This window comes from Chitinophaga sp. 22308 (genome assembly GCF_052045305.1).
GTDB lineage: Bacteria > Bacteroidota > Bacteroidia > Chitinophagales > Chitinophagaceae > Chitinophaga > Chitinophaga varians_A.
In genome coordinates, this window is record NZ_JBQEOP010000012.1 from 83,052 (window position 1) to 104,910 (window position 21,859).

General features: G+C 49.6%; 14 protein-coding genes. 5 read left to right on the forward strand and 9 right to left on the reverse strand.

The features are described 5' to 3' along the window. Window positions 1-23 precede the first annotated feature (23 nt). From ACTJJS_RS32955 to ACTJJS_RS32995, 9 genes are all read right to left on the reverse strand, one after another. A complete protein-coding gene (locus tag ACTJJS_RS32955) occupies window positions 24-1,013 on the reverse strand; it encodes a prolyl hydroxylase family protein (protein WP_440668241.1) in 990 nt (329 codons plus the stop codon). Between the two features lie 88 nt (window positions 1,014-1,101). Continuing rightward, window positions 1,102-1,341, reverse strand: a complete 240-nt coding sequence (locus ACTJJS_RS32960) for a class I lanthipeptide (protein ID WP_168873091.1) — start codon at window positions 1,339-1,341, stop codon at window positions 1,102-1,104. 414 nt (window positions 1,342-1,755) lie between these two features. Beyond that, entirely contained in the window at window positions 1,756-2,802 is a 1,047-nt protein-coding gene (locus ACTJJS_RS32965) for a lipase family protein (RefSeq protein WP_440668243.1), read from the reverse strand. A gap of 202 nt (window positions 2,803-3,004) precedes the next feature. Next, complete coding sequence (locus ACTJJS_RS32970; protein WP_440668244.1) at window positions 3,005-5,161, reverse strand: TIM-barrel domain-containing protein; 2,157 nt, start codon at window positions 5,159-5,161, stop codon at window positions 3,005-3,007. 10 nt (window positions 5,162-5,171) lie between these two features. Beyond that, on the reverse strand, window positions 5,172-6,854 hold the full coding sequence (locus tag ACTJJS_RS32975; protein ID WP_440668246.1) for a RagB/SusD family nutrient uptake outer membrane protein: 1,683 nt from the start codon (window positions 6,852-6,854) through the stop codon (window positions 5,172-5,174). Between the two features lie 19 nt (window positions 6,855-6,873). Next, window positions 6,874-10,302: a TonB-dependent receptor gene (locus ACTJJS_RS32980; RefSeq protein WP_440668248.1), complete on the reverse strand. Its 3,429-nt coding sequence runs from the start codon at window positions 10,300-10,302 to the stop codon at window positions 6,874-6,876. Window positions 10,303-10,452: 150 nt separating this feature from the next. Further along, window positions 10,453-11,403 carry a FecR family protein gene (locus ACTJJS_RS32985; RefSeq protein WP_440668250.1) on the reverse strand — a complete coding sequence of 317 codons (951 nt, stop codon included), beginning with the start codon at window positions 11,401-11,403 and terminating at the stop codon, window positions 10,453-10,455. Window positions 11,404-11,480: 77 nt separating this feature from the next. Next, on the reverse strand, window positions 11,481-12,029 hold the full coding sequence (locus ACTJJS_RS32990) for an RNA polymerase sigma-70 factor (protein ID WP_168873085.1): 549 nt from the start codon (window positions 12,027-12,029) through the stop codon (window positions 11,481-11,483). A gap of 101 nt (window positions 12,030-12,130) precedes the next feature. Then, on the reverse strand, window positions 12,131-14,083 hold the full coding sequence (locus ACTJJS_RS32995) for a glycoside hydrolase family 97 catalytic domain-containing protein (protein WP_440668252.1): 1,953 nt from the start codon (window positions 14,081-14,083) through the stop codon (window positions 12,131-12,133). A 239-nt stretch (window positions 14,084-14,322) separates the two neighbouring features. Here ACTJJS_RS32995 and ACTJJS_RS33000 point away from each other — a divergent pair, with 239 nt between their 5' ends. From ACTJJS_RS33000 to ACTJJS_RS33020, 5 genes are all read left to right on the forward strand, one after another. Then, complete coding sequence (locus ACTJJS_RS33000) at window positions 14,323-14,835, forward strand: hypothetical protein (RefSeq protein ID WP_440668253.1); 513 nt, start codon at window positions 14,323-14,325, stop codon at window positions 14,833-14,835. Between the two features lie 77 nt (window positions 14,836-14,912). Next, window positions 14,913-15,461 carry an RNA polymerase sigma-70 factor gene (locus ACTJJS_RS33005; RefSeq protein WP_440668254.1) on the forward strand — a complete coding sequence of 183 codons (549 nt, stop codon included), beginning with the start codon at window positions 14,913-14,915 and terminating at the stop codon, window positions 15,459-15,461. Between the two features lie 72 nt (window positions 15,462-15,533). Then, entirely contained in the window at window positions 15,534-16,577 is a 1,044-nt protein-coding gene (locus ACTJJS_RS33010; protein WP_440668255.1) for a FecR family protein, read from the forward strand. Between the two features lie 84 nt (window positions 16,578-16,661). Continuing rightward, window positions 16,662-20,117, forward strand: a complete 3,456-nt coding sequence (locus ACTJJS_RS33015; protein WP_440668257.1) for a SusC/RagA family TonB-linked outer membrane protein — start codon at window positions 16,662-16,664, stop codon at window positions 20,115-20,117. Window positions 20,118-20,138: 21 nt separating this feature from the next. Continuing rightward, window positions 20,139-21,839, forward strand: coding sequence for a SusD/RagB family nutrient-binding outer membrane lipoprotein (locus ACTJJS_RS33020; RefSeq protein WP_440668259.1), 1,701 nt, complete (start codon window positions 20,139-20,141; stop codon window positions 21,837-21,839). Window positions 21,840-21,859 lie beyond the last annotated feature (20 nt).

Genomic DNA, 21,859 nt, shown 5'->3' on the forward strand with positions numbered 1-21,859 from the left:
GGTTTTTTGTTAGATAGCTTTTATCACAAGTGAATCCATATATTACATGCAAACTTGACACCGGCTGTTACTGGTGCACCTCCGTGCAGCGAATAGATCAGATCGTTGTTTTGTTCATCCAGGTTGACAAAGGCCAGAGCCATACCTTTCTTAGGGCTTATACTAAATCCTATTTCGGGGAATATCGTTTCCCCTCCTTCGTAATCATCGTTCAGGTAAACCAATAGCGTAGCCTTACGTTTCAGGCCCGTTTCAAAAGAGTCAAAATGTGGTTTGTACAACTGCCCTTTTCCATAACGCACACACTGCAGATCTTCTACGCGGGTCGTATCTACTTCCATCAGATCGGCGGCCCGTTCTATGATGTCCTTAAACAAGGTATCCTGCCGGCAGGTGGTGATAAATGCCGAATAGCTGGTCCTGTTTCCTGTTACCTCGCTGGTGCCGTCCGCCGTCCCGGTCATACTTCTGCTGAACAGGTTATGCTGCTCACAATAATCAATCATATAAGTACATTCCTCTTCAGACAAAAAATCTTCCACCGCAAAAATGGTGTCCGTGTATGCTTCCTGTTTAGATACATCTTCCCGCGCACGTGCTTCACAAAATGTTTTGTCTACAATAATCTCCCGGACGTCCAGGTAATGTAGTACAGTTAATTCACTGATAGCATAAGTGGTGGCATCTGCCGAAAAATATTCCAGGTACACCTGTTGGCCGTCAACCCTTTCTATAATGGCCAACACCTCCTGTTCCTGTATCCGGACAACAGCCATGGTTGGGAAAATAACAGCCGTTGTGATATTACAGGGAGCTGATTTCAGCTCATGGCGGACGCCCCATTCCTGTAACTGGCTGCTGATGTCCTGTATAGCTATTTCCGGGAATGTTTCTTTCTCATACAACGCAGTCCTTACTGCTAAACGTCCCATATGAATATCGTGCAATCCCAGAAAGTAAATCACCAGATTAGTGGCATAATGATGTGCTATAGTATGGAATCCGGGTTTCATATATTTTCGGTTTAATCATTAAAACAAAGAAGCAAGCAACACTCCAGGGGAGTGTTACTTGCTTGCGGGTTAATTCCACGGTTGTGGATCAAATAGGACAACAAGGACCGACATTGCCATTGGTAATTTGACAGGGATAACCGTTGGTAGCCGCGCAGGGAGATCCGGGCAAAGGGACCGGAGCACCCGGAATTGTATACCCACCGCCGGTAGGAGCGCCGGCAGGACCAGGGCCGGTACCACCCCACAGGTTTCTCTGACCTTCAGGACTTAAGCTTGCAATCTCTACTTTGCGCAGGTTCAACTTTTTGAATGTTTGCTTTTTCATTCTTCTGATGTTTAAATAATAAATAAAACAAATCCTTCATCCCGATGACATCTACTGACAATGTGAAATTATTTGACATGGGAAAGACCATACAGGCTTAGACCTGATATGATGAATGCTACCTTATATATTCCTGAGAAAGGGGCTGTGCTCTTTTACGAAGAGCTGTTTCCGTTGTTCATGGTTATTTGAGAATGATTGTCTTAAATATATTGCTGGCATGGCCCGGACAACATCATTTAGTTGTAACCGTTTCCGAATGCGAGGCAATATTACGACAACCCGTATAGGCGGTATAGTTAGAAGTTAACCAGTTTTTCACGGATGTTAACAATACATAAAGAGGCTGCCCAAAGTAATATAATTACTGTTGAGACAACCTCTTTTTTATTTTGATATGTTAGGACAATCTGTTTAGATAACCGCTTCTGCTGTTACCCGCTTACTTTGTATTACCGGAAGCTTGGCACCCAGGAAGGCAGCATAGTAATCCAGCCCATGCTGAGGAGCCACTTGGCCAAGCCAGTCTTTGATGCTGTTCTCTGTAAGTTTAGGGTTCAGGTCCGTCGGGAAGATGATATAGTTATTCTTTATTGGCTGTACGTAGCCATTCTTCGCGAATATGCCTGCAATCGCCATATAAACGTCATGCAGTGTTGTATTCGGGCCGTTAAGAGTGATTGTTTTAGCATTTAGGGTAACCGTAATCTTATTTGCATCCGGTGTTTTAGGCGCGAATGTATTGCTGGTATACACAAGCCCGGTAACAACAGGGAATTTCGGCACCATATCATTTTGGTTCTCGTAATGCCATGCTGTAGTCAGTTTGTTGTCCAGGTCCAATGCAAAATCAGCATTGCCGGCAGCCGGGGCAGCAAACGTGAAAAGCGAAATATTGGAGGTGGAAATATTTCTGTTTATCAGCATCTGCACAAAATAGGAGGCATATACATTGGCTATATTCCCTCCGAGGCTATGCCCGGCAATAATAAGGCTATTACCCGCGCCTGTCGCATGGGTAAGGAGATATTCGCCAACGTTTTTACCAGATCCCAGCGCATCTTCCATGAGGAGCAGGTTGGTGAAGGCAATATAGGCTCCTGCGGCAATCAGGGGCTTTTGGGTAGTGGGCGCATAGGGCCAGTGCAGCATGACAATCGCATTCAGGTCTTCCAGTATCCAGTTTGCGAAAGTGTTCCAGTCACTAAACTTGTCGACAACTGAGCCACGGATGACCAGCGCATACTTTTTTTCGGAAGCGTTAAACGCAACAAATGCGTAGTTGTCGTCAATAGTCGGCTTACCGTTCCAGACTATTTTCCAACCAGGCATGAGCGTACCAATGTCATTGACAATATTCGTATCGAGTGTCAATGAGCACAGCTGTACTGCCACTTTTGCATCTGCGGGTTGTTGGCCACCATAAGACTGGGCCGTTGTTTGGGAGGTCTTGGATTCCATAGTAAATGGTAATTGAGGGTGAAAAAAAATGGTTAAGGGTTACATGGTTATATTGAGTGGTCGAATTTAGTAAAATTATTTGGATTCCTCACATAATAAATAAATTTACAAAATACATACAAAGCTCCAGTTCCAAAGATAAAGGGAGAGCTGCATGTTGCAACATGCAGCTCTCCCTTTAGTGTTCTTTTTAGCAACTGGTTTATCTGCCGGAGCTTTCAGGCAGCATAAACCGCCATTTGATATTTTTGTAGGCCACCTTTAGTCCTTGCTTGTTTTCTATCACTACCTGCCCCTGCCATTTGGCATGTTTGTCCTTTTTTGCGGACAGCCGGTATTGCATATACTTACCTTGCTGGTAGTCGTACGATTGTCCGTCGTCGTCATACAGCACAGCGGTACTTTCCGCCTCGCCGTAATGGCGGATTTCCAGCGGCAGCTGCTCATCAGGCGCCGGCGTGTGCGTTACCGGCGGTATCATCGGAATAATGCCACCGTCTCTTACATACAGCGGTATTTTATCCAGCCCCGGTGTTGCTTCGATAATATTACCGTTCCCAACGTATTCACCGGTGTAGAAGTCGTACCATTTACCCTGTGGCAGTATCACCTTCCTGGTGGTCTGCCCTGTGAACATAGGTGCTACCAACAGATCATCTCCCAGCATAAACTGGTCTTTTACATCTTCCCGCAATGCCATCCGGTAAGGGTTCTCGGTTCCGTCGAGTGCGGCTTTCTGAGACTGGTGCTGAAAAGAGAAGCCCTCCACCAGGTTCATCGCCCTCACCGGAGGTTTACCTTCCAGGTAGTATTGGGAGAAAACAGTGTAGAGGTAGGGGAACAACTGCATTCTCAGTAATGCCACGTCTTTTACCTGTTTCTCCACTTCAGGGAAACTCCAGGGCTTGGTGCCATCAGCCCATGCATTAAGCATGGCCATGGGAGAAAAGCAGGCGGACTGCATACGTCTCAACCACTCCTCTGCTGTTTTGGAGGCTCTTACCTCCGGCGTCCAGAGTACTCCGATAAAACTGCTGTTACACAATGCGGTGATAAAATCGCGATGGTTGTAATAGTCGTTGTAGATCACATAGGGAAAGGAGGATGCTCCGGCGTTAGAGGCGCGTACCAGTCCGTATGTCCGTACGCCTTTTTCTCTGAACCACCCGGTGGTAAGCCGCTGCATCATTACTCCGTATACCTGCCGCATTTGTTCGGCTGTTGTTCCGGAGGGGAATGTGGCCACGTCCGGCCACAACCAGCTGTCCACGCCATCCACTTCATCGATTTTGTATCCGGAGACACCGATGTCCACGTGCTGCGTTTTGAAGAGATTTTTGTACAGCTGTTGCGCAGCCGGTAAAGTAAGGTCCGGTACGAGGCCGTTCCATACGGTATGAGAACCGGACAAGGGCTTCGCGGCACTATACAAAGAGGAAGCCGGCGATAAATAAGGATTCAGCCATAAGTTTAACCGGATGCCTCTGGCCTGCATCTCTTTTACAAAAGCAGCCGGATCGGGGAACCTTGACTTGTCCCATTCGAAAGTGCAAGGATAGGATTTTGTTTGCCAACCCGGTTCCAGCCCGATGAAATCCAGCGGGAAACCGTGTTCATTAAACGCTGTCGCTTCCGCTTTCACCTGGGCTGCGGTAGAGAGGGTGGGCATACGGTGCGTAAAGCCGAGGCCCCACTTGGGAGGAAGCACGCCGCCGCCATTGAACAGGTTATACCGTTGTACTGCTTCCATCGAATTTTTACCGGCAAAAACATATATCTCTGTGCCAGCCGCCGGCACCAACATTTCCACGGCATCGGAATAAGGCTGCGCGCTCCAGTCAGGCTCCGTGTTCCGGTCATATACCCTCGGCGGATGCTGGCTGTTGACCCGTACGGCAGTGCCGGCATATACGGTGATATAACGGGCACTGTTTATCAGCACGCCATAACCACTGCTGGAAACATAAAAGGGCACCGGCGCATGTGAACGGCCATCGTCGCGCCCCTGGTAGTGGTCCATATGCAGGTTCAATATCTGCCCTCTGCGGTTCACCGTTTTAAATTGCAGGCCCAGTCCAAACAATTGTTCCTCCTCCTGCAAAGGAAAACGCAGGTACACCTTTCCTTCTTTTATTTCGGCGCTACACTCGGCCTGGGGCAGCGGAAAGGGCGCCTCTCCGAGCTTTTGCAGCGCCTCTTTCCGGGGACTGCCACCTGCCGTCGTCAGTAAATCCACCTTGTCAGGCTGCCCTACGGTTGCCTTCCAGACGCCCGGCGCTACAGGTTCCCATTGTAAGGGCACAGACTGTGCCTGCGCCAAAAGGCCGGAAAACATACAGATCAGAAAAAACCATCTCATCTTCATAAAATTATTGCAGGGGATCAAAAGCACCTCCATCCCATCCGTTTGTTTGTTTAAGATTGCCATTCAACTCCAGGTGCTTGGTGTTGATGGGATAAAAATAGTAGTTAGGTTTAAAGTCTATTTTAAATACCTTGTCCACCGCCACCAGCGAATCTTTGAAGTACTTGTCGTAGCTGATATCAAGGTTGACGGTGTCCTGTATTTTGTTGAATTCATTCTGTGGTATCAATAACGTGATGACGAGGCCATGTCTTACTTTTCCATTCAGTTCCTGTTCAAACAGTTTCCATCGTCTCAGGTCCCAGTAGCGCTTCCCTTCATAGGCAAATTCTATTTTTCTTTCCAGCCGGATGGCGTCTCTCATGGATTCCGCAGTCATACCGGCTTTCATGCCGTACAGGTTGTCCCCGCCGGCCTCTATGCCGGCCCGTTTGCGGATGAGCTTCAGTATCTCGTACGCCTCGCTGGTTTTACCTGTTTCGTTGGCACACTCCGCGAGGTTCATCAGCACTTCGGCGAAACGTATTTCCACCCAGTCGGTACTGCTGTTGTAGGTAAAGAACTTCGAATAACTGACGTCTACCGCTTTCTTGCAATAAAACCCTGTTTCCGACAGGTATTGTGTTTCCGCGCCTACATAGTTCCATTGCCTTCTCCCCGCTTTTCCGCTCAGCTCCCAGGGACATCCATTGTAGGCGATGGTGGCCGCAAAGCGCGGGTCCCTGTTTCGCCAGTAATGTACGGCATCATAGCCTGCAGCCGGATCTGTGACGGACAGGCCATTCTTCATGGGGAAAGCATTGACCATTTCAAGGGTAGGATGATTGGCGCCGGTACTGTTTTGCGCTTCACTCAGCGGACGGGTAGCGGCATTCCAGTCATTTACCTTATCAGGGTAGGAATACCGGTTTACGAAAACGACCTCTTTGTTCATTTCATCCAGCCATATGTTGGCAAATTTATCGTACAGCCCCGCCCCTGCGGCTTCCAGCACTTCTCTGGCCGACTTGTTCGCGTCATAGGCTTTTTGCCATCTTGCCGGGTCATTGGCCGGATTGAATTGCGGGCTTGCATAGTACAGCAATATCCTTCCTTTCAAGGCCAGCGCGGCCCCCTGGGTGATCCTCCCGATGTCGCTGCCTGTCCACGACGGAGGCAACAGCTTCGCGGCATTGTCCAGGTCTGCCACCATCTGGTCAATACAGGCCGATGTTTTATTCCTCGCCACCGCCAGGTTGTCTGTAACCTGCTGTGGTTCGAGAATCAGCGGTACGCCTCCGTACAATCGCACCATCTGGAAATAACGCCACGCCCTGAAAAAGAACGCCTGTCCCTTTAACAGGTCCCTCGTTGCGGCAGGCAGGGTGCCTCCATCAATATTTTTCAGGAGGATGTTAATGTTCCTGATCTTATCAAAGGGCCATAGGTCGAAAGAAGTGATGGTCAGCTGACCGTACATCACGGCATCACCTCCCGGCGCTTCATCTGAAGTACCGGCATCTGAGGTGTTCCAGCCGGGAAGGTTATCTTCATACAGGCGGTTCACATAAGCAGTGGCCAACTTGTTGTCTTTCCATATGTCCGACTCATTGACAGCGCTCAGGTCTTTTTTGTCCAATACCTTACTGCAGCCGGTGAAACAAGCCAGCAAGAACAAGGCGCATATCGTAGTATATCCGAATTTCATAACTATTTTGCTTTTCACGTTATAAGGTAATGTTCAGGCCGAAGGTGTAGTTCTTCATCAGCGGATAAGAGCGCATGCTGGCCGCTTCCGGGTCTCTGACCTTCACATGGTCTTCCAGCAGCAACAGGTTGGTGCCGGAGAAGAACAGGCGTACGCCGGCGAGGCCGTATTTTTTCATTAAAGACCGCGGCAGATCATACGACAGGTTTACATTTTTTAACCGTAAAAAGGAGCCGTTCCGCAACCAGAAGGACGAAGCCTCACCGGCTACATTTCTGGCCACCCGGGGCAGTGCGGCATTGGGATTTTCAGGTGTCCAGTGATCGTTCCAGTAAGCAAAATTTGTTTCTTCGGTTCTGGCCTGCGCATTGCGGGCGTCGATCATTATTTTACTGCCTGCCAGTCCCTGGAAAACCAGGTCCAGCCCCAGCCCTTTCCAGGTGCATCCCAGGGCTATGCCATAATTCACGGGAGGGGTGCTGTAGTTAGCGATGTATTGCGCATCGTTGTCATCGATTTTTCCATCCGGCTTACCATCTACCGCGCCGCGGATGTCCCGGTAATTAAGCATGCCCAGCTCCGGTTTCTGACCGAAGATGGTATAACCGGCAGGCAATGCATCGAGGTCTGCCTGCGTACGGATAATACCGGTGGCTTCATATCCCCAGATACGGTTCATGTTGTAACCGACAACGGACTTATAGGCACGTTGATTGGCCGGTTCGTCCTGCACCTTCACTTCGTTGGTGGCATATCCGAAATTGGCGGACACATAGTAGTTGAAATGATTATTCACTGCGGCGTTATACCGTGCTGACAGTTCAAACCCCCTTGCATTGATCACCCCATAGTTTTCTGCAGGGAGCGTGGCGCCAAAAGTGGAGGGCACGCTCTGTTGCCGCGCGCCCAGGATGTCATAGGTATGGGTACGGAACACATCGGCGGAAAAATTCAGTTTGCCTTGCAGCAGATAAGCGTCCAGCCCGCCATTCCACGATACCGACTTCTCCCAGGTAATATCCGGGTTCGACAAAGAGCCGGGCGTGACACCGCTGGTAATACCACTGAAAACAGCGCCGTTGGCCACATTGTACCGTTGCATCCACTGCCAGCCGCCAACGGCATCATTCCCAATCAACGCGATGGTGCTCCTCAATTTAAGATCGTTGACAAACGATACATTGTCTTTAAAGAAAGGCTCTTCTGAAATACGCCATACGGCGGAAAAAGAAGGGAAGAAGCCCCAACGTTTCGAAGGCGAGAACTTCACAGAGCCATCATACCGGAAAGCTCCCTCCAGGATATATTTGTCGGCGTAGTTGTAATTGAGCCTGCCGATATACGAAGCGCGGCCATCTTCCCATCCGTTGCCATTGGCAAACTGGCTGGCGGCGCTGCCGGCAAACAGCTGATCGATAGACGGCGAGACAAAATTGTTCCGCTGGCCGTTGAAATTGTTGCCATTGCTTTCTGCCTGTTCGTACACCAACAACGCGCTTAGTTTATGAGCACCGAAGGCACGGTTATACGAAATATATCCATCCAGCTGATAAGCCTCCTGGTTGTCATATGATTCATACAGGAACTCACCGTCATTGCGCACTTTCACGCTCTCCGGTTCATCGGTGACAATATGGTTATGGTCTCCTGTGCGTTTAAATACGGACAGTTCATAAGGCAGACTGAACTGCTTGATGAAATTGGTGCGGGAGTATTTATTGAACATCACTTTCAGTTCAAGGCCCGGTACCGCCGGTATTTTATAGCGAAGCGTGGCAATGGTGTTGTAATTGGTAAATTTCTTTTTGTTGTAGCCGGTCTGGCCTTCTGTGATCGCCAGTGGCGACCATTCCACATAGGTGCCGTTCAGTTTACCGTTGATATATGGTGGCACGGTCTGTGTCCGGAAGAGGAAGGCTTTATACAGGTCTTCCATATTGTCGCCATCGTTGTCGTAGCGCCAGTAAGGCTTTTGGTCATTCCGTACATCCATGCTTACGTTCAGGGAAGCGGTGAGGTTGCTGGTGATATCAGCTTCCACATTGGCCCGCAGGGTGTTCTTGCGAAAGTCGAGTTTATTAAAAGAGCCGGTGGCATAGAAGTAGGTACCGTTCATAAAATACCGCACCCTGGCAGAACCGCCGCTGACCGACAGCGAATGCCGGGTAGTCACAGGATTTTTCCAGGCCTCATCTATCCAGTTCCAGTTATGTGTTTTAAAGTATTCCAGTTCATCGGGAGAGTAGTACCGGGCGTCGTTGGTGGGGATGTTGTCGATACGCAGCGCATCGTTGATGGTCATGGCCTGATGGTAGGCATTCTGCACGTCCGGAATATGAATGGGCTTCTCCACCCCTACCGAACCGCTGTACGAGATAGCTGTTTTCCCTTCCCTGCCCTGCCGGGTGGTGACGAGGATGACGCCGTTGGCCGCGCGGGAGCCGTATACCGCCGCAGAAGCACCATCTTTTAAGATGGAGATGTTCTCCACTTCACTGGGGTCCAGCGCGTCAAAGGCAAATTTATCGCGTACCACGCCGTCGATGACGTACAGGGGATCAGTATTGTTCCAGGTACTAGCCGCGCGTATGGTGATGGCGGAGGCCATGCCCGGCTTACCGCCGGATTGTGTGATACGCACGCCGGACAATCTGCCCGCAAGGGCGTTAGAGAGATTCGCTACCGGCTGGTCTTTTATTTCCTTTCCTGCGACGGTGGCAATAGAACCTGCGAGCGTGGCTCTTTTCTCTGTTCCATATCCTACCACCACGATTTCATTTAATCCACTGGCGGCGCTGCTCAGCATAACATCGAGGCGGTTGCTGCCGCCTGCGGTGGTTTCGCGGCGATTGAATCCGATGTAGGAAAAGACCAGGATTGCATGAGGCGCGCCGGCGATGGTATAATGTCCGTTTTTGTCCGTCACTGTTCCGCCGGGCATGTCTTTCACCTGTACGGTTACTCCTACCAGCGGGGTGCCGAGCGAGTCTTTTACCGTACCGGAGATGTGAAAGGTGTCTGCAACAGCCTGTGCCCCTTTGTGCTGGCCCGGGTCTGCCGGCGCCCGTTGAGCGCTGCTTTGCACGCCGGCTTTGGGTGGATTGCTTTTCACTGTGATGGTATTGCCCGACTTTTTGAAAGACCAGTTCAGCTTCTCTGCGAGGCTGTCCAGTATATTGTTGGCCGTCAGGCTGCGGGCGTTGATGCGCACCATCGTATCAGGATTGATACTGTTGGCATCGAATACAAAAGTGACCGCTGTTTGTTGGTTGATAACAGAGAATAATTTTCTTACAGAGATGTTTTGGAATTTTTCTGTGATAACGTGGTTCATTTGGGCATTTACATTTCTCGCGGACGAGATATTGAATGCTAACAGTTCTGCGAGGAAATAGATAATAAGGCATCTAACCCACCACAGTAATACCCTGGTTGATCTTTTTTTCATACTTTTAACGTGTTTTTGTTTAAGCAAACGTCGCCTGTGCGCGGAGGCTCCACTTTCCGCACGATGACGCATTTTTACATGAACAGGCCGGTAGTCCTGTCAGATTACCGGCATTTTTAAAATGCGGTGATTACATCTGTTTATTTGGGTTTAAAATTCTGACAGGATGATTTTTCCTGCTTCCATCCTGTATTTAAAGTCATAATTAAAAGACAGGCTTTCCAGTACTTCCTGTAACGCAGGATTACTGTATTCTCCCGTAAGCCGCCATTGGCGCGACTTCAATTGGCTGATATCAAATTGTACTCCATAAAACCGCTCCAGTTTGGTGAGGACTTCGTCGATATTGGCATTGTCGAAATAAATAACCATCTGTTTCCAGGCGAACCGTTTCCTGAAGTCGAATTTCTCTTTTTTGAGCTGGTTTTCCTGTGCGGTGTATACCACTTCTTCCCCGGGTGCCAGTATAACGCCGGGCGCATCCCCTTTAGCTACCAGTACTTTGCCATTGGCCAGCGATACAATGGTCTGTGGATCTTCAGTAAAAGCGGTGACGTTAAAAGCCGTTCCCAGCGCCGTGACAGCTAGTTTGCCGGTATGCACGGTAAACGCTTTTCCCGGTTGACCGTGAATATCGAAACAGGCTTCACCCTGTAGCTGCACGTCGCGGTGCTGGCGGCCGAAGCCACGCCTGACCTTTAATACAGAACATGCGTTGAGCGTTACCGTAGAGCCGTCTGCCAGGCGAAAGCTTCTGATTTCGCCGAATGAAGTGGTATATTCTTTTTCATAACCGCGGAAATAATTAAAATACAGCAGGCCTCCTCCTGCTAAAAAAATCAACATGGCAGCAGCCACCCACCACCTTCCGCGGGAGGCATAGGTACTTCCCGGGGCAGTCAACGCACGGAGCCCTTCATCAAGGCCGGACAACTGTTCCCATCCTTTCCGCTGTTTCCTGTCGTACTTCCTTTCACTATGCACATCGGGGTATTCGTCCAGATCGTTCTCATCCAGCCACCGGTACACCATGCTTTCCTCTTCAGGAGTACATTCACCATTAAAATATTTTTCCAGCAGAGCTCTGTCTATGGGCGCCATAGCATTATTCTTGAAAAGGCCGTCGGTATATAAGTGTATAAAACACCGGTCATACCCTAAACCGGGTTAAAAAAAATTTAAAATTTTCCTGTAGCTATCTTTCTAAGCGCGAGCGATACATGATATTCCACGGTTTTGACAGATATCTCCATCCTGTTGGCTATCTCCGGATAGGTAAGACCGTTATAGCGGCTGAGGTAAAAAATTTCTCTTGTTTTATGTGACAGGGAGGCGAGCAGGCTATGAAGATATGCCTGCATGTCTTTGTAGCGGATATGCTCTTCCGGGCCATCCAGTGGCCTGGGCACAGCAGCGTTTTCAGTCGCCTGCTTTTTCTTTTGCCTCATTTTGAGATAAAAAAAGGCGGTATATTTCGCGCAGCGGGTGATATAGTTTTCAAGTGACCCTTTTAGTTCTATTTTCTCCCGCCGCAGCCAGAGGGACGTAAACACGTCCTGTACAATGTCTTCCGCATCTTCTTCAGAACCGGTATAGTAAAAAGCTATGTTGTATATCTTCCGTTCATAGGATTGATATATCAGCCGAAACACCATAGCGTCACCCTGTGCCAGCCCTGTTAACAAGTAGATATCATCGTTGGAAAGGGGCGATAATTCAGGCGCCATTCACTGTTGAATTTAGGCGGAAGGTAGTGATAATATCAGCCAGATTATAGTGGTATTTAAGCGATTTATGTGTGGATTTTAGCAGGTGGCAGGGAGGCCGGTTATTGGGGCTTTAATACGGCCACAAACCCTCCTCTTGGAAGCATATGCACATCGATAGTGCTGCTGCTGTCCACCAATACCTGCTTTTCCAGGAAGACTTTGTCATGACTGCCGTCTTCAATCAGCAACAGTTTATATTTGCCGGCCGAAGGCAAAAATCCCAGGTCAATTTTAGTGTTCAGGTTATTTGACAGCGCATTTATGCCACCAATGTACCAGCGATCGCCATGGCGGCGCGCCATAATTGCGCTTTTCCCGGGATATCCGCTTAACAACCGGGTATCATCCCACGCCGCAGGCACTTCCTTCAGGAAAGACCTTGCCCTGTCAGGCAAGTCCATATATCCTTCCGGGCGGTCCGCCATATGCTGGAAACCGGATTCAAACAGTACACTTAACGCCAGTTCATGACCGTACGATGTGATATGCGGGTACTGTGAGTTGGTAAACGTTACCGGCGTATAATCCATTGCGCCCACCACATTCCTTGTAAATGGCAGTATGGCGTTGTGTACCGGCGCTGCCGGGGTAAAGTCCGGGCCGTTGTTATACCATTCAGCGCCACGAACAGCTTCATAGGTCATCAGGTTTGGATAGGTCCTCGCCCAACCTCTTGGCACCAGGCAGCCATGAAAATATACCATCATTTCACAGCTGGCAGCGTCTTCCAGTATATCCAGGTAATAACGGACCATGTCCTGCTTTTCACTTTCAAAAAAATCGACCTTAACACCTGCAAACCCCAGCTTCTTCAACTTTGTAAATTCCGCTATCCGGTTTTCATGCGTCAACAGCCGGTCTCTCGGAGTTGCCTGAACGCCGGTATGTTTCCCGCCAGAATTGTACCAGATGAGCGGCTTTACACCCAGCGATCTGATATAGGCGGCCGCGTCTTCCAGGTTTCCTCCATTGCCCATTGCATCCCATTCCCAGTCCAGCAAGGTATAATCCCAGTTCATGAAAGCAGCCAGGTCTGCAAACTTTGTAACGGTCCGGTAGTCCTTTGTACCATGATTACTGGACCAGTAATTCCAGGACACCACACCCGGTTTTATCCATGATGTGTTGGTAAGTACAGACGGAGGAGAGACATCGTCGACCAGCGTAGACTGAACGATATCTCCCAGGCTGCCGATTATAACCACTCTCCATGGTGATTTCCAGGGGAGGCTGATAGCAGGCTGTGATGCGCCAATACCGTTTCCGTCGCGTGCATCGGGAAAGGTGGTTTTATACTTTGCCTTGTCTTTCTTATTGCTCAGCTTCGATCCGCAATAATTGCGGTTTACATCTGCTTCATGCAACAGAAACCAACAGTCTCCGTTGGTGTTATTAAATAAAGCCGGATAACACCATTCCTGCTGCACACTATCATCTTTACCCTCCGTATAAAAACCCTCGTTGGCTGTATTCCATTTTTCCATCCAACGTTTGGTGGACGCCGGGATTGAATAGGCCGTAAGTTCATCCAGCAGGGTGAATGTCCCTTTGTTTTCCGGGAACTCATAGCGGAAAGCAACACCATCGTTATAAGCCCTGATAATGACATTTATTTTAGCACCGGTGCGGCTTTCCAAAAACACCACCGTTTCGTATGCGCTGTTACTGCAGTCAGATCTTTTTCCATGAAGCGCCGTATAGTGCTCATTGACAATCCTGGGCACGCCTGCTTTAATGAACCTGAGCTCCCTGGAGAAGTCCTGGTCATTTCTGATCAGCCCCAGATCAATTTGGGGTAAAACATCTGTTAAGCCCTGCGGACCATTATAAGAGGCTTTCAGGTACCATTCGCCTGTCTTTCCGCCGTTGGCGCCGATCAGTGATACCGTAATTTTTTTATTGGGCGATTGAATGGTGACCTGCCGGGCGTATACCTCCGGCAAGGCGAGAACAAGGAGGAATAAAACGGCAATTTTTGCTTTCGTAACGTGGAATTTCAAATAATACAGCATTCTTTCTGATTTAAGCAAGGTGCAAAGTCTGCACAAACTAAATATTATTTGTCATTTTAACAATTATTGCAACACAACAATGTAACCTGCCCACATGAGCCTTTATGAGCAAGGTAATCCATGATACCCTATATGAACTAATTGTTACCAGGTGAGGGATTTATCTTTTTCAAACGAATATATTATAAAGGCTTTCGTAACAATTTATTCACTATCCCTTTCATTTAATGTAAAAAGTTATGCGTAATTCTATCCCTGTAAAAGTACTGGTGCTATTGGCAGCAGGACAGCTGCTGATGGCGTCGTGTAAGAAGAGCCGGGACGCCGCTCCTGACAAATCCGTCAAATACGGACTGGTAGCAGGCAACTGGCAACAAAAAGATATTGTCTTTGCCGTTCCGGTAAAGCTCGGCGGGCAAAATATTCCGGCCGGCACCAGCATCATTAAACTGGCGCCTCTCCTGGGCCAGGCCGGTGCCTTGTTTACCTGTACCACTGCCAACACTTATCAGTTCGGCGCCGATGGCAAGTTCAATATCAAAGGATGCACTGAGCTGATACTGCCTGTTGCCGGCAATGCAGGCACCTGGAAACTGGACGTACACGATGCAGTATTTCTGCTCACCAATGAAAAGGGCAATAATGATCCGCACTGGATCGAAAATGTGAGCGATTCTACCCTGGACCTGTCTGTCACCGTCACCATCCCGGGCGTGGCTACCGCCCCGTTAGTATTGAAACTGAAGAAGTAAGGAGCCTCCAAAATAACAATAATATAATCGGCAATTCCTTGTATCTTGTTTAGGGCCATTAGATATTTGCGGTCATTATGGAAAGTATCGTACAGGATATAAAGAATGGAAATATCGGGTGTTTCAAAATGATATATCAGCAATATCATGCAAAGCTCTATTTCTACGTATTGAAATGTACACATTCCGCTTACCTGTCTGAAGAGACAGTACAGCTGTCTTTCATATTACTTTGGGAGAAAAGGGAAAAACTGTCTGCAAACTATGATATCTCCACGCAGCTTTTCCGTATAGCCAAAAGCGTGATGGCCGACCTCCTGCGCAAGCAACAGGTCAGAAACCGGCATACCGAGACCATGGTCCGGGAAACATCCGACTGGCATATGGAAACAGACCTCACCGTGAAAGAAGAACTGGCGCGGGTATACAACAGCATAGAACAATTGTCCCCCGTCAGGAGGAACGTTTTTAAACTAAGCCGTTTTGAAGGCCTTCCACATAAAGAAATAGCCAGGCAGTTGTCCATCTCTCCCAAAACAGTTGAAAACCATATTGTACGTGCCATACGGCAACTAAAAGACTCCCTGTTGTTGTTATTGCCGGCCATCCTCTCCTGGCTTTGCTGATCCTTTTTTCACCTGAATATTTACTTATTGTTAAGCAGTGAGGGATTTACTGTTTTCAAACGAATACTATATATGAAGCACCCAGCAGCATTAATTGAAAAGTTTTTACGGGGAGAATGTAATGAAGCAGAAAAGCAGGCTGTCACCGCTTATTTCGCGGAACATCCGGAAGCGGTACAACCCTGTTTAACTGATGAAAGCTGGCATTCTTTTCATCCGGAGCATACTTTACCAACCGAGGTTTCCGATAAAATGATGACCGTCATTGAAAGTGGTACCTGGCAAAAGAAAAAGTTGAAGGTCATCTATTACAAATGGGCTGCGGCGGCAGTACTGGGTGTGGCCCTTACCGGTTTTGCATGGCGTCAATACCATCATCAGCCGCCAGCTCCGATAGCGGCTGCAACACCGGTTGTGCATGCTGTTACGGTGCCGGACACTTATGTGCAACAGGCCAACCATACGCGGAAAATAATGTCTGTCCGTCTGAAAGACGGCAGCATGGCAGCATTGGCGCCAGGCAGCCAGTTAAAATACCTGTCTTCATTTGCGGTCACCGGCCGGGAAATATTTTTAACAGGCGAAGCCACCTTCAAAGTCGCGCCCGACAAAAACAAACCCTTTACCGTGCATGCGGGGAGCCTGGTCACCACGGCGCTGGGGACCGTATTTAAAATCACCGCCTGGAACTCCGCAGAAGGGCCTGTCCGCGTGCAACTGATCAGCGGCAAAGTAAAGGTGCAGCCAGACAGCCTGGCGGGCATTAAAACGCTGCACCCCACCTATCTGATGCCCGGCGAAGACCTCTCTTTTGACCCGGTGAAAATGACCGTGGCAGTCAGTAAAACCCTACACGCTCCCGTAAAGCAGGTGATCGCGAAACCGGAGAAGGAAATATTCACGTTCAACAATGAACCGCTGGCGAATATTTTCAGGCTGATATCAGAAAAATACCACGTCACTATTCAATGCCAGGAAGGTACGCTCACTGACATGAGCTTCACCGGAACATTCGATAACAGCAAAGAATCCCTGACCGATTTTCTGTCTACCATCGCCACGTTAAACAACCTGACGATGAAACAAACAAACAATATCATTTACATAACCCCTTAAGCCGGGTACAATCATCTTTAACTGTAACCAACTGCATCCTGAAAAGGCTGCCTGTGACTCCTTTTGCCTAAAAATGAAATATTTATGCGTGTAAACATCCGACAATCCCGAAAAGATCGTCCCACCAAAACAGTTTGGCTGCTGCTGTTGTCGCAGTTATGTGCAGGCGGCCTGTTGGCACAAAATACACACCCAGCTGCCATCGGCATTATCAAAAACGCCAACAGCGAAGTGCTGGCACGGGTAATGGTAAGAGTGGAAAATGCAGACAACCAGGTACTCGCCAATACCCTGACCAATGAAAAAGGTATTTTCACTTTCCCGAAGCTGCCTGCCGGCGGCCCTTACCGCTTTGTCTTTAACTGTGCCGGTTATACGACAGATACCCTCAAAGGCTATACGATTAACGACTCCAGCAAACTGTCGCTGTCTGTTGTCATGAAAAAAAAAGTAGAAGAGCTGGAGCAGGTACTCGTCACCGCCCTTGGCATTAAAAGAGAGAAGAAAGCATTGGGTTTCTCTGTAGAAGAAGTCGGCGGTAAAGAATTTACCCGCGTCACCCAGGAAAACCTGCTGAATTCCATGTCCGGTAAAGTGGCCGGTGTTACCATCAACTCCACCGGCGGCCCCGGCTCTTCTGTCAGCATGATCATCCGCGGCGCCACCTCCCTCAGCAGCGACAACCAGCCGCTCTTCGTAGTAGACGGCGTACCGCTGGCCAACACCGTCAATAACATCAGCCAGATAGGCCAGGACAACAAGGTGGATTATGGCAATGCTATTTCAGACATCAATCCGGACAACATCGAAAGCGTGACCATCCTGAAAGGCCCCAGCGCTGCCGCATTGTATGGTTCCCGTGCAGGCAACGGCGTAGTGCTCATCACCACCAAAACCGGTAAAAAAGTGAACCGCGCCACTGTCAATGCGTCCGTAAATACCGTATTCGACATACCCTACAAATTCCTGAAATGGCAAACCAAATTTGGCTCCGGACAGTTCTCCGGCATCCCGGTGTCCCGCAGCGGTAATATGCTCACCAATCCTTTTGGCACCATTATCACGGAAAATGTGGATGGCACCTTCGGCGCCGAGCTGGACATGGGTTATGAAGAAGTACAATGGAACAGCCCCAAAGACCAGAACGGCAAAGCCATCCCCATGCCGCTGGTATCACATAAAAACAACGTAAAGAATTTCGTAAACACCGGCATGACTACCACCACGGCTGTCTCCCTGGCCAACAACAACGACAGGATCGCTTACCGGGTAGGTTACGCCAATATGACCAGCAAAGGCATCATTCCCAATACCGATCTGTTTAAAAATGCGCTCAACCTGAACTCCAGCCTGCAGGCCAATTCCAAACTGAGCTTCAGCACCAACGTGGATTTCAGCCGCACCAATTCCAACAACCGCCCCGCGGGCGACAGAGGCGCCAATCCCCTGCAGGCGGCATACACCATCTCTCCGCACATCGACATACGCGACCTGAAAGACTACTGGATGCCCGGTCAGGAAGGCCTGCAACAACGCACACAGGCCAACGGCGTATTCAACAATCCGTATTTCCTGGCTTATGAAGTAAAGAACGCATTTGTAAGGGACCGCGTGTTCGGCAACATCCGGGCCGACTGGAAAATACTACCCTCCCTTAGCTTCATGGCCCGGTATTCACTGGACACCTACAATGAAAAAAGGGAAACAAAAATCGCCAATAGCTACATTAACAATCCCGGCGGCGCTTATGGTATCATCAACCTCAGCAACTTTGAACGTAATATAGATGTGCTGCTGACGTACAAGAGAGATGTCGGCAACTTCGACTTCTCTGTTTCCGCAGGTGGCAACAAACGCTATCAGACCGGCAAAAACATTATTACCTCCACAAAGGACGGCACCGGTTTAAATACACCAGGCGTATACACTATTCAGAACATTGCCCCGCAAAACCTGAACTATAACAGCACCATGTTCGAGAAAGGAGTGAACAGCATCTATGGCATGTTGAACGTAGGCTATAAAGGCATGGCCTACCTGGATGTAACCGGTCGTACCGACTGGTCCAGCACCCTGCCGAATGCAGCGGCCTATTTCTATCCCGCGGCCTCATTGAGCCTGCTGGTGAATGAAATGGCCCATCTCACCTCCGATGATATTAACCTGATTAAACTAAGGGCCGGCGCAGCACAGGTAGGCAACGACGCCTCCCCCTATCAGTTGCTGGCCACCCTGTATAATGCCGGCGCCTGGGGTAATATTCCGCGCTTGTCCACTTCCGGCAACCTGCTCAATCCATTCCTGAAACCGGAAATCGCCACCTCCTACGAAGGTGGTGTTGATATCAACCTGTTCAAAAACCGCCTGCGTTTTGCCGCCACGTATTATATGGTGGAAAATAAAAACCAGATCTTCAGTCCCAAAACAGCGCCATCATCCGGCTTTTCCTCCCGCAACATCAACGCCGGCCTGCTGAGAAGCCGCGGCGTGGAACTCACCGTTGGAGGCACCCCTATACAACAAAAAAACTGGAGATGGGACGTGAACATGAACTTCACCCGCAACAGGACAAAAATCATTTCACTTCCTGACGACCTGCCTTATTACACCCTCTGGGAAGAAGGAAAAGGCGGCGCATGGACATACGTAGGAGAAGACATCGGCGACATTTATGATGCGCAAATGGTGACCGTTACCGATAAATCATCTCCCTATTACGGCTATCCGCTGCTGGACAATACCGGCAAATGGCAAAGTATAGACGCTACCAACTCCCGTAATAAAATAGGCAACTTCAACCCTAACTTTATCATGGGCCTGCAAACAACGCTGAGCTATAAAAACTTCACCCTCAGCATGACCTTCGACTGGAGAAACGGCGGCGACTTCGTTTCCCAGACCTACCGCTACGGAGAAGAGAAAGGCAACTCACAGCTCTTCCTGGACAAACTCACCAACCCCGGGAACATGAAAGGGCAGGAACTCAGAGACTATCTCGTAAGCCACCAGGACGAACTGATTATCCCCGGTGGCAACAAGTTTCCTTTAGTGGGCGGCCCCACACCGGAATACAATGGTTATGGATTTGCCTATGGCCCGTATGTGCTGCCTTATGGCGGCGTGTTCATTCCCGGTGTAAGAGCCAAAGGGTACGATGCCAATGGTAACCCTACCGGCTTTATTGAAAACCTGGGAGGCCCGGGCACCACTACCCTTCCTTACGCAGGCAGTACCGCCTGGTCTTTCACCAGGGCATTCCTGTTTCCGGCATCTTATCTGAAACTGCGGGAAGTATCGCTCTCCTATGAACTGCCCAAACGCCTGCTGTCCGGCGTGAAAGTGCAAAATGCAAGCGTTTCCGTCTACAGCAGGAACATCATCCTGTGGACGGCCGCCAAAATTGGTATTGATCCCGAAAACGCCTATCAGCCTTCTACCACTGTACAGGGCTCCGGCATGCAGTTCATGCAGGGCATTGAAAGATACAATGTCACTCCCTGGTCTATTCCCATGGGCGCTAAACTGAACGTTACTTTTTAAGAGCACCTTTAACGCAGCAACATGAAAACAGTTACCAAATCAATAATACTTTGCCTCGGGTTATTAGGCACTTCCATGACCTCGTGCAAAAAGGACCTGATGAAACTGAATGAGAACCCGAACGGCTCCAATCCGGCAACGATTAATCCGAACCTCGTCATGTCTACCGTACTAACGCAGGCCGGCATTGAAATCGTAACCCTCGGCTACCAGGACATGGCCGGCGTGATGCAACATACCCAGAAGGACGGATGGACCACCACGCACAACGAATATGACTGGGGCGGCAGCAACAGCTGGACCGCCTACTACGACATCCTGCGCAACAACCAGCTGGTATATAACCGCGCCGTGGCCGCACAAAACGAACTACAGCAAGGTGTGGCCCTCGTGATGAAATCCATGATGTTCGGGCTGATCACTGATCTGTGGGGAGATGCGCCCTACTCACAGGCTTTAAAGGGAGAAGATGGCCCTCCCGCCACCACGCCGGTTTACGACCCGCAACAGGATATCTACGCCGGGATACTCGCTGACCTGGAAAAAGCCAATACCCTGCTGTCCAAACCAAAGAGCGCTTATCCTTCCCCGATTGACGCCGTTGACGTGTACTATCAGGGCGACCCTGCAAAGTGGCGTAAAATGGCTAATTCCCTCGCCTTGCGCTATTACATGCGCCTGTCGGAGAAACTGCCGGCCGTCGCCAAAGCAGGTATTGAAAAAATAGCGGGCAATCCCATCCAATATCCCATCATCACCGACGCTGCCGATGACGCCACCATGTCCTTCCCTGGCAACAGCAACGCCGACTCCTGGCCAGCCAACGCCGCGTATGACAGTGACAGCAGCAACTACCGCCGCCTGAAAATGTGCCATACACTTGTCGCCTCGCTGGAGTCACTGCATGATCCGCGGCTGGGCGTATGGGCCAATAAAGTACAATGCTTCCTGGTTGTAAACGATAAATTGCCGCCCGGCACCGGCAACGTATACAAAGCCGTAGACACCGTGGTGAACGGCGAAAACAGGAAAGTAAGATATGTATCTCCCGATGTACTTGCCGCTAAAGGACTGACCCTGAAAGATATCAACCAGGACGTGGACTATGTGGGATTGCCACCGGCCATCCCCGGCCCTGCGGTATACAACCTGAGCCCGGACGCAGCACAGGCATCCCGGAACCCGCACGTGTCCTGGCTCAACGATATCTACAAACAAGCCAAAGGGCCTTTGCTGAAAGCCCGGCTGATCTCCGCCGCCGAAGTACATTTTATCCTCGCAGAAGCAACTGCTGTAAAAGGCTGGGCCGCCGGTGATGCGGAAACACATTACAAGGCCGGTATACAGGCTTCCTTCAGCACCTGGGGCGTAAGCGGTAACCTTTCTGCCTATCTCTCTCAACCTGGTGTGAAATTCAACAACACACAGGAACAGATCATTACGCAGAAATGGATCGCCAGCTGGACCGCCGCCACAGAAGCCTGGGCCGACTATAAACGTACCGGCTATCCCAATCTGCATGCCGGACCTTATGCAAAAGCACCGGTGTTGCCGGTACGGCTGTATTACATGCTGGAAGAAAGAAACCTGAATAAAACCAATGTGACCGAGGCCATGAAACGGCTGGAAGTAACCTCCCAGTCCGCTTCCGGCGCCAACGGTCCACAGAACAGCCCCTGGTCCAAACCATGGATCATACAGGGCACCGGCAAACCATGGTAAACATTTTTTATCTTACTTAA

What these genes read in the sequence shown, in the direction of transcription:
- ACTJJS_RS33020 (WP_440668259.1), top strand. Translation starts at nt 20,139, where the DNA reads ATGAAAACAGTTACCAAATCAATAATACTTTGCCTCGGGTTATTAGGC.
- ACTJJS_RS32975 (WP_440668246.1), bottom strand. Translation starts at nt 6,854, where the DNA reads ATGAAATTCGGATATACTACGATATGCGCCTTGTTCTTGCTGGCTTGT.
- ACTJJS_RS32970 (WP_440668244.1), bottom strand. Translation starts at nt 5,161, where the DNA reads ATGAGATGGTTTTTTCTGATCTGTATGTTTTCCGGCCTTTTGGCGCAG.
- ACTJJS_RS32965 (WP_440668243.1), bottom strand. Translation starts at nt 2,802, where the DNA reads ATGGAATCCAAGACCTCCCAAACAACGGCCCAGTCTTATGGTGGCCAA.
- ACTJJS_RS33010 (WP_440668255.1), top strand. Translation starts at nt 15,534, where the DNA reads ATGAAGCACCCAGCAGCATTAATTGAAAAGTTTTTACGGGGAGAATGT.
- ACTJJS_RS33005 (WP_440668254.1), top strand. Translation starts at nt 14,913, where the DNA reads ATGGAAAGTATCGTACAGGATATAAAGAATGGAAATATCGGGTGTTTC.
- ACTJJS_RS32980 (WP_440668248.1), bottom strand. Translation starts at nt 10,302, where the DNA reads ATGAAAAAAAGATCAACCAGGGTATTACTGTGGTGGGTTAGATGCCTT.
- ACTJJS_RS32960 (WP_168873091.1), bottom strand. Translation starts at nt 1,341, where the DNA reads ATGAAAAAGCAAACATTCAAAAAGTTGAACCTGCGCAAAGTAGAGATT.
- ACTJJS_RS32955 (WP_440668241.1), bottom strand. Translation starts at nt 1,013, where the DNA reads ATGAAACCCGGATTCCATACTATAGCACATCATTATGCCACTAATCTG.
- ACTJJS_RS33015 (WP_440668257.1), top strand. Translation starts at nt 16,662, where the DNA reads ATGCGTGTAAACATCCGACAATCCCGAAAAGATCGTCCCACCAAAACA.
- ACTJJS_RS32990 (WP_168873085.1), bottom strand. Translation starts at nt 12,029, where the DNA reads ATGGCGCCTGAATTATCGCCCCTTTCCAACGATGATATCTACTTGTTA.
- ACTJJS_RS32985 (WP_440668250.1), bottom strand. Translation starts at nt 11,403, where the DNA reads ATGGCGCCCATAGACAGAGCTCTGCTGGAAAAATATTTTAATGGTGAA.
- ACTJJS_RS33000 (WP_440668253.1), top strand. Translation starts at nt 14,323, where the DNA reads ATGCGTAATTCTATCCCTGTAAAAGTACTGGTGCTATTGGCAGCAGGA.
- ACTJJS_RS32995 (WP_440668252.1), bottom strand. Translation starts at nt 14,083, where the DNA reads ATGCTGTATTATTTGAAATTCCACGTTACGAAAGCAAAAATTGCCGTT.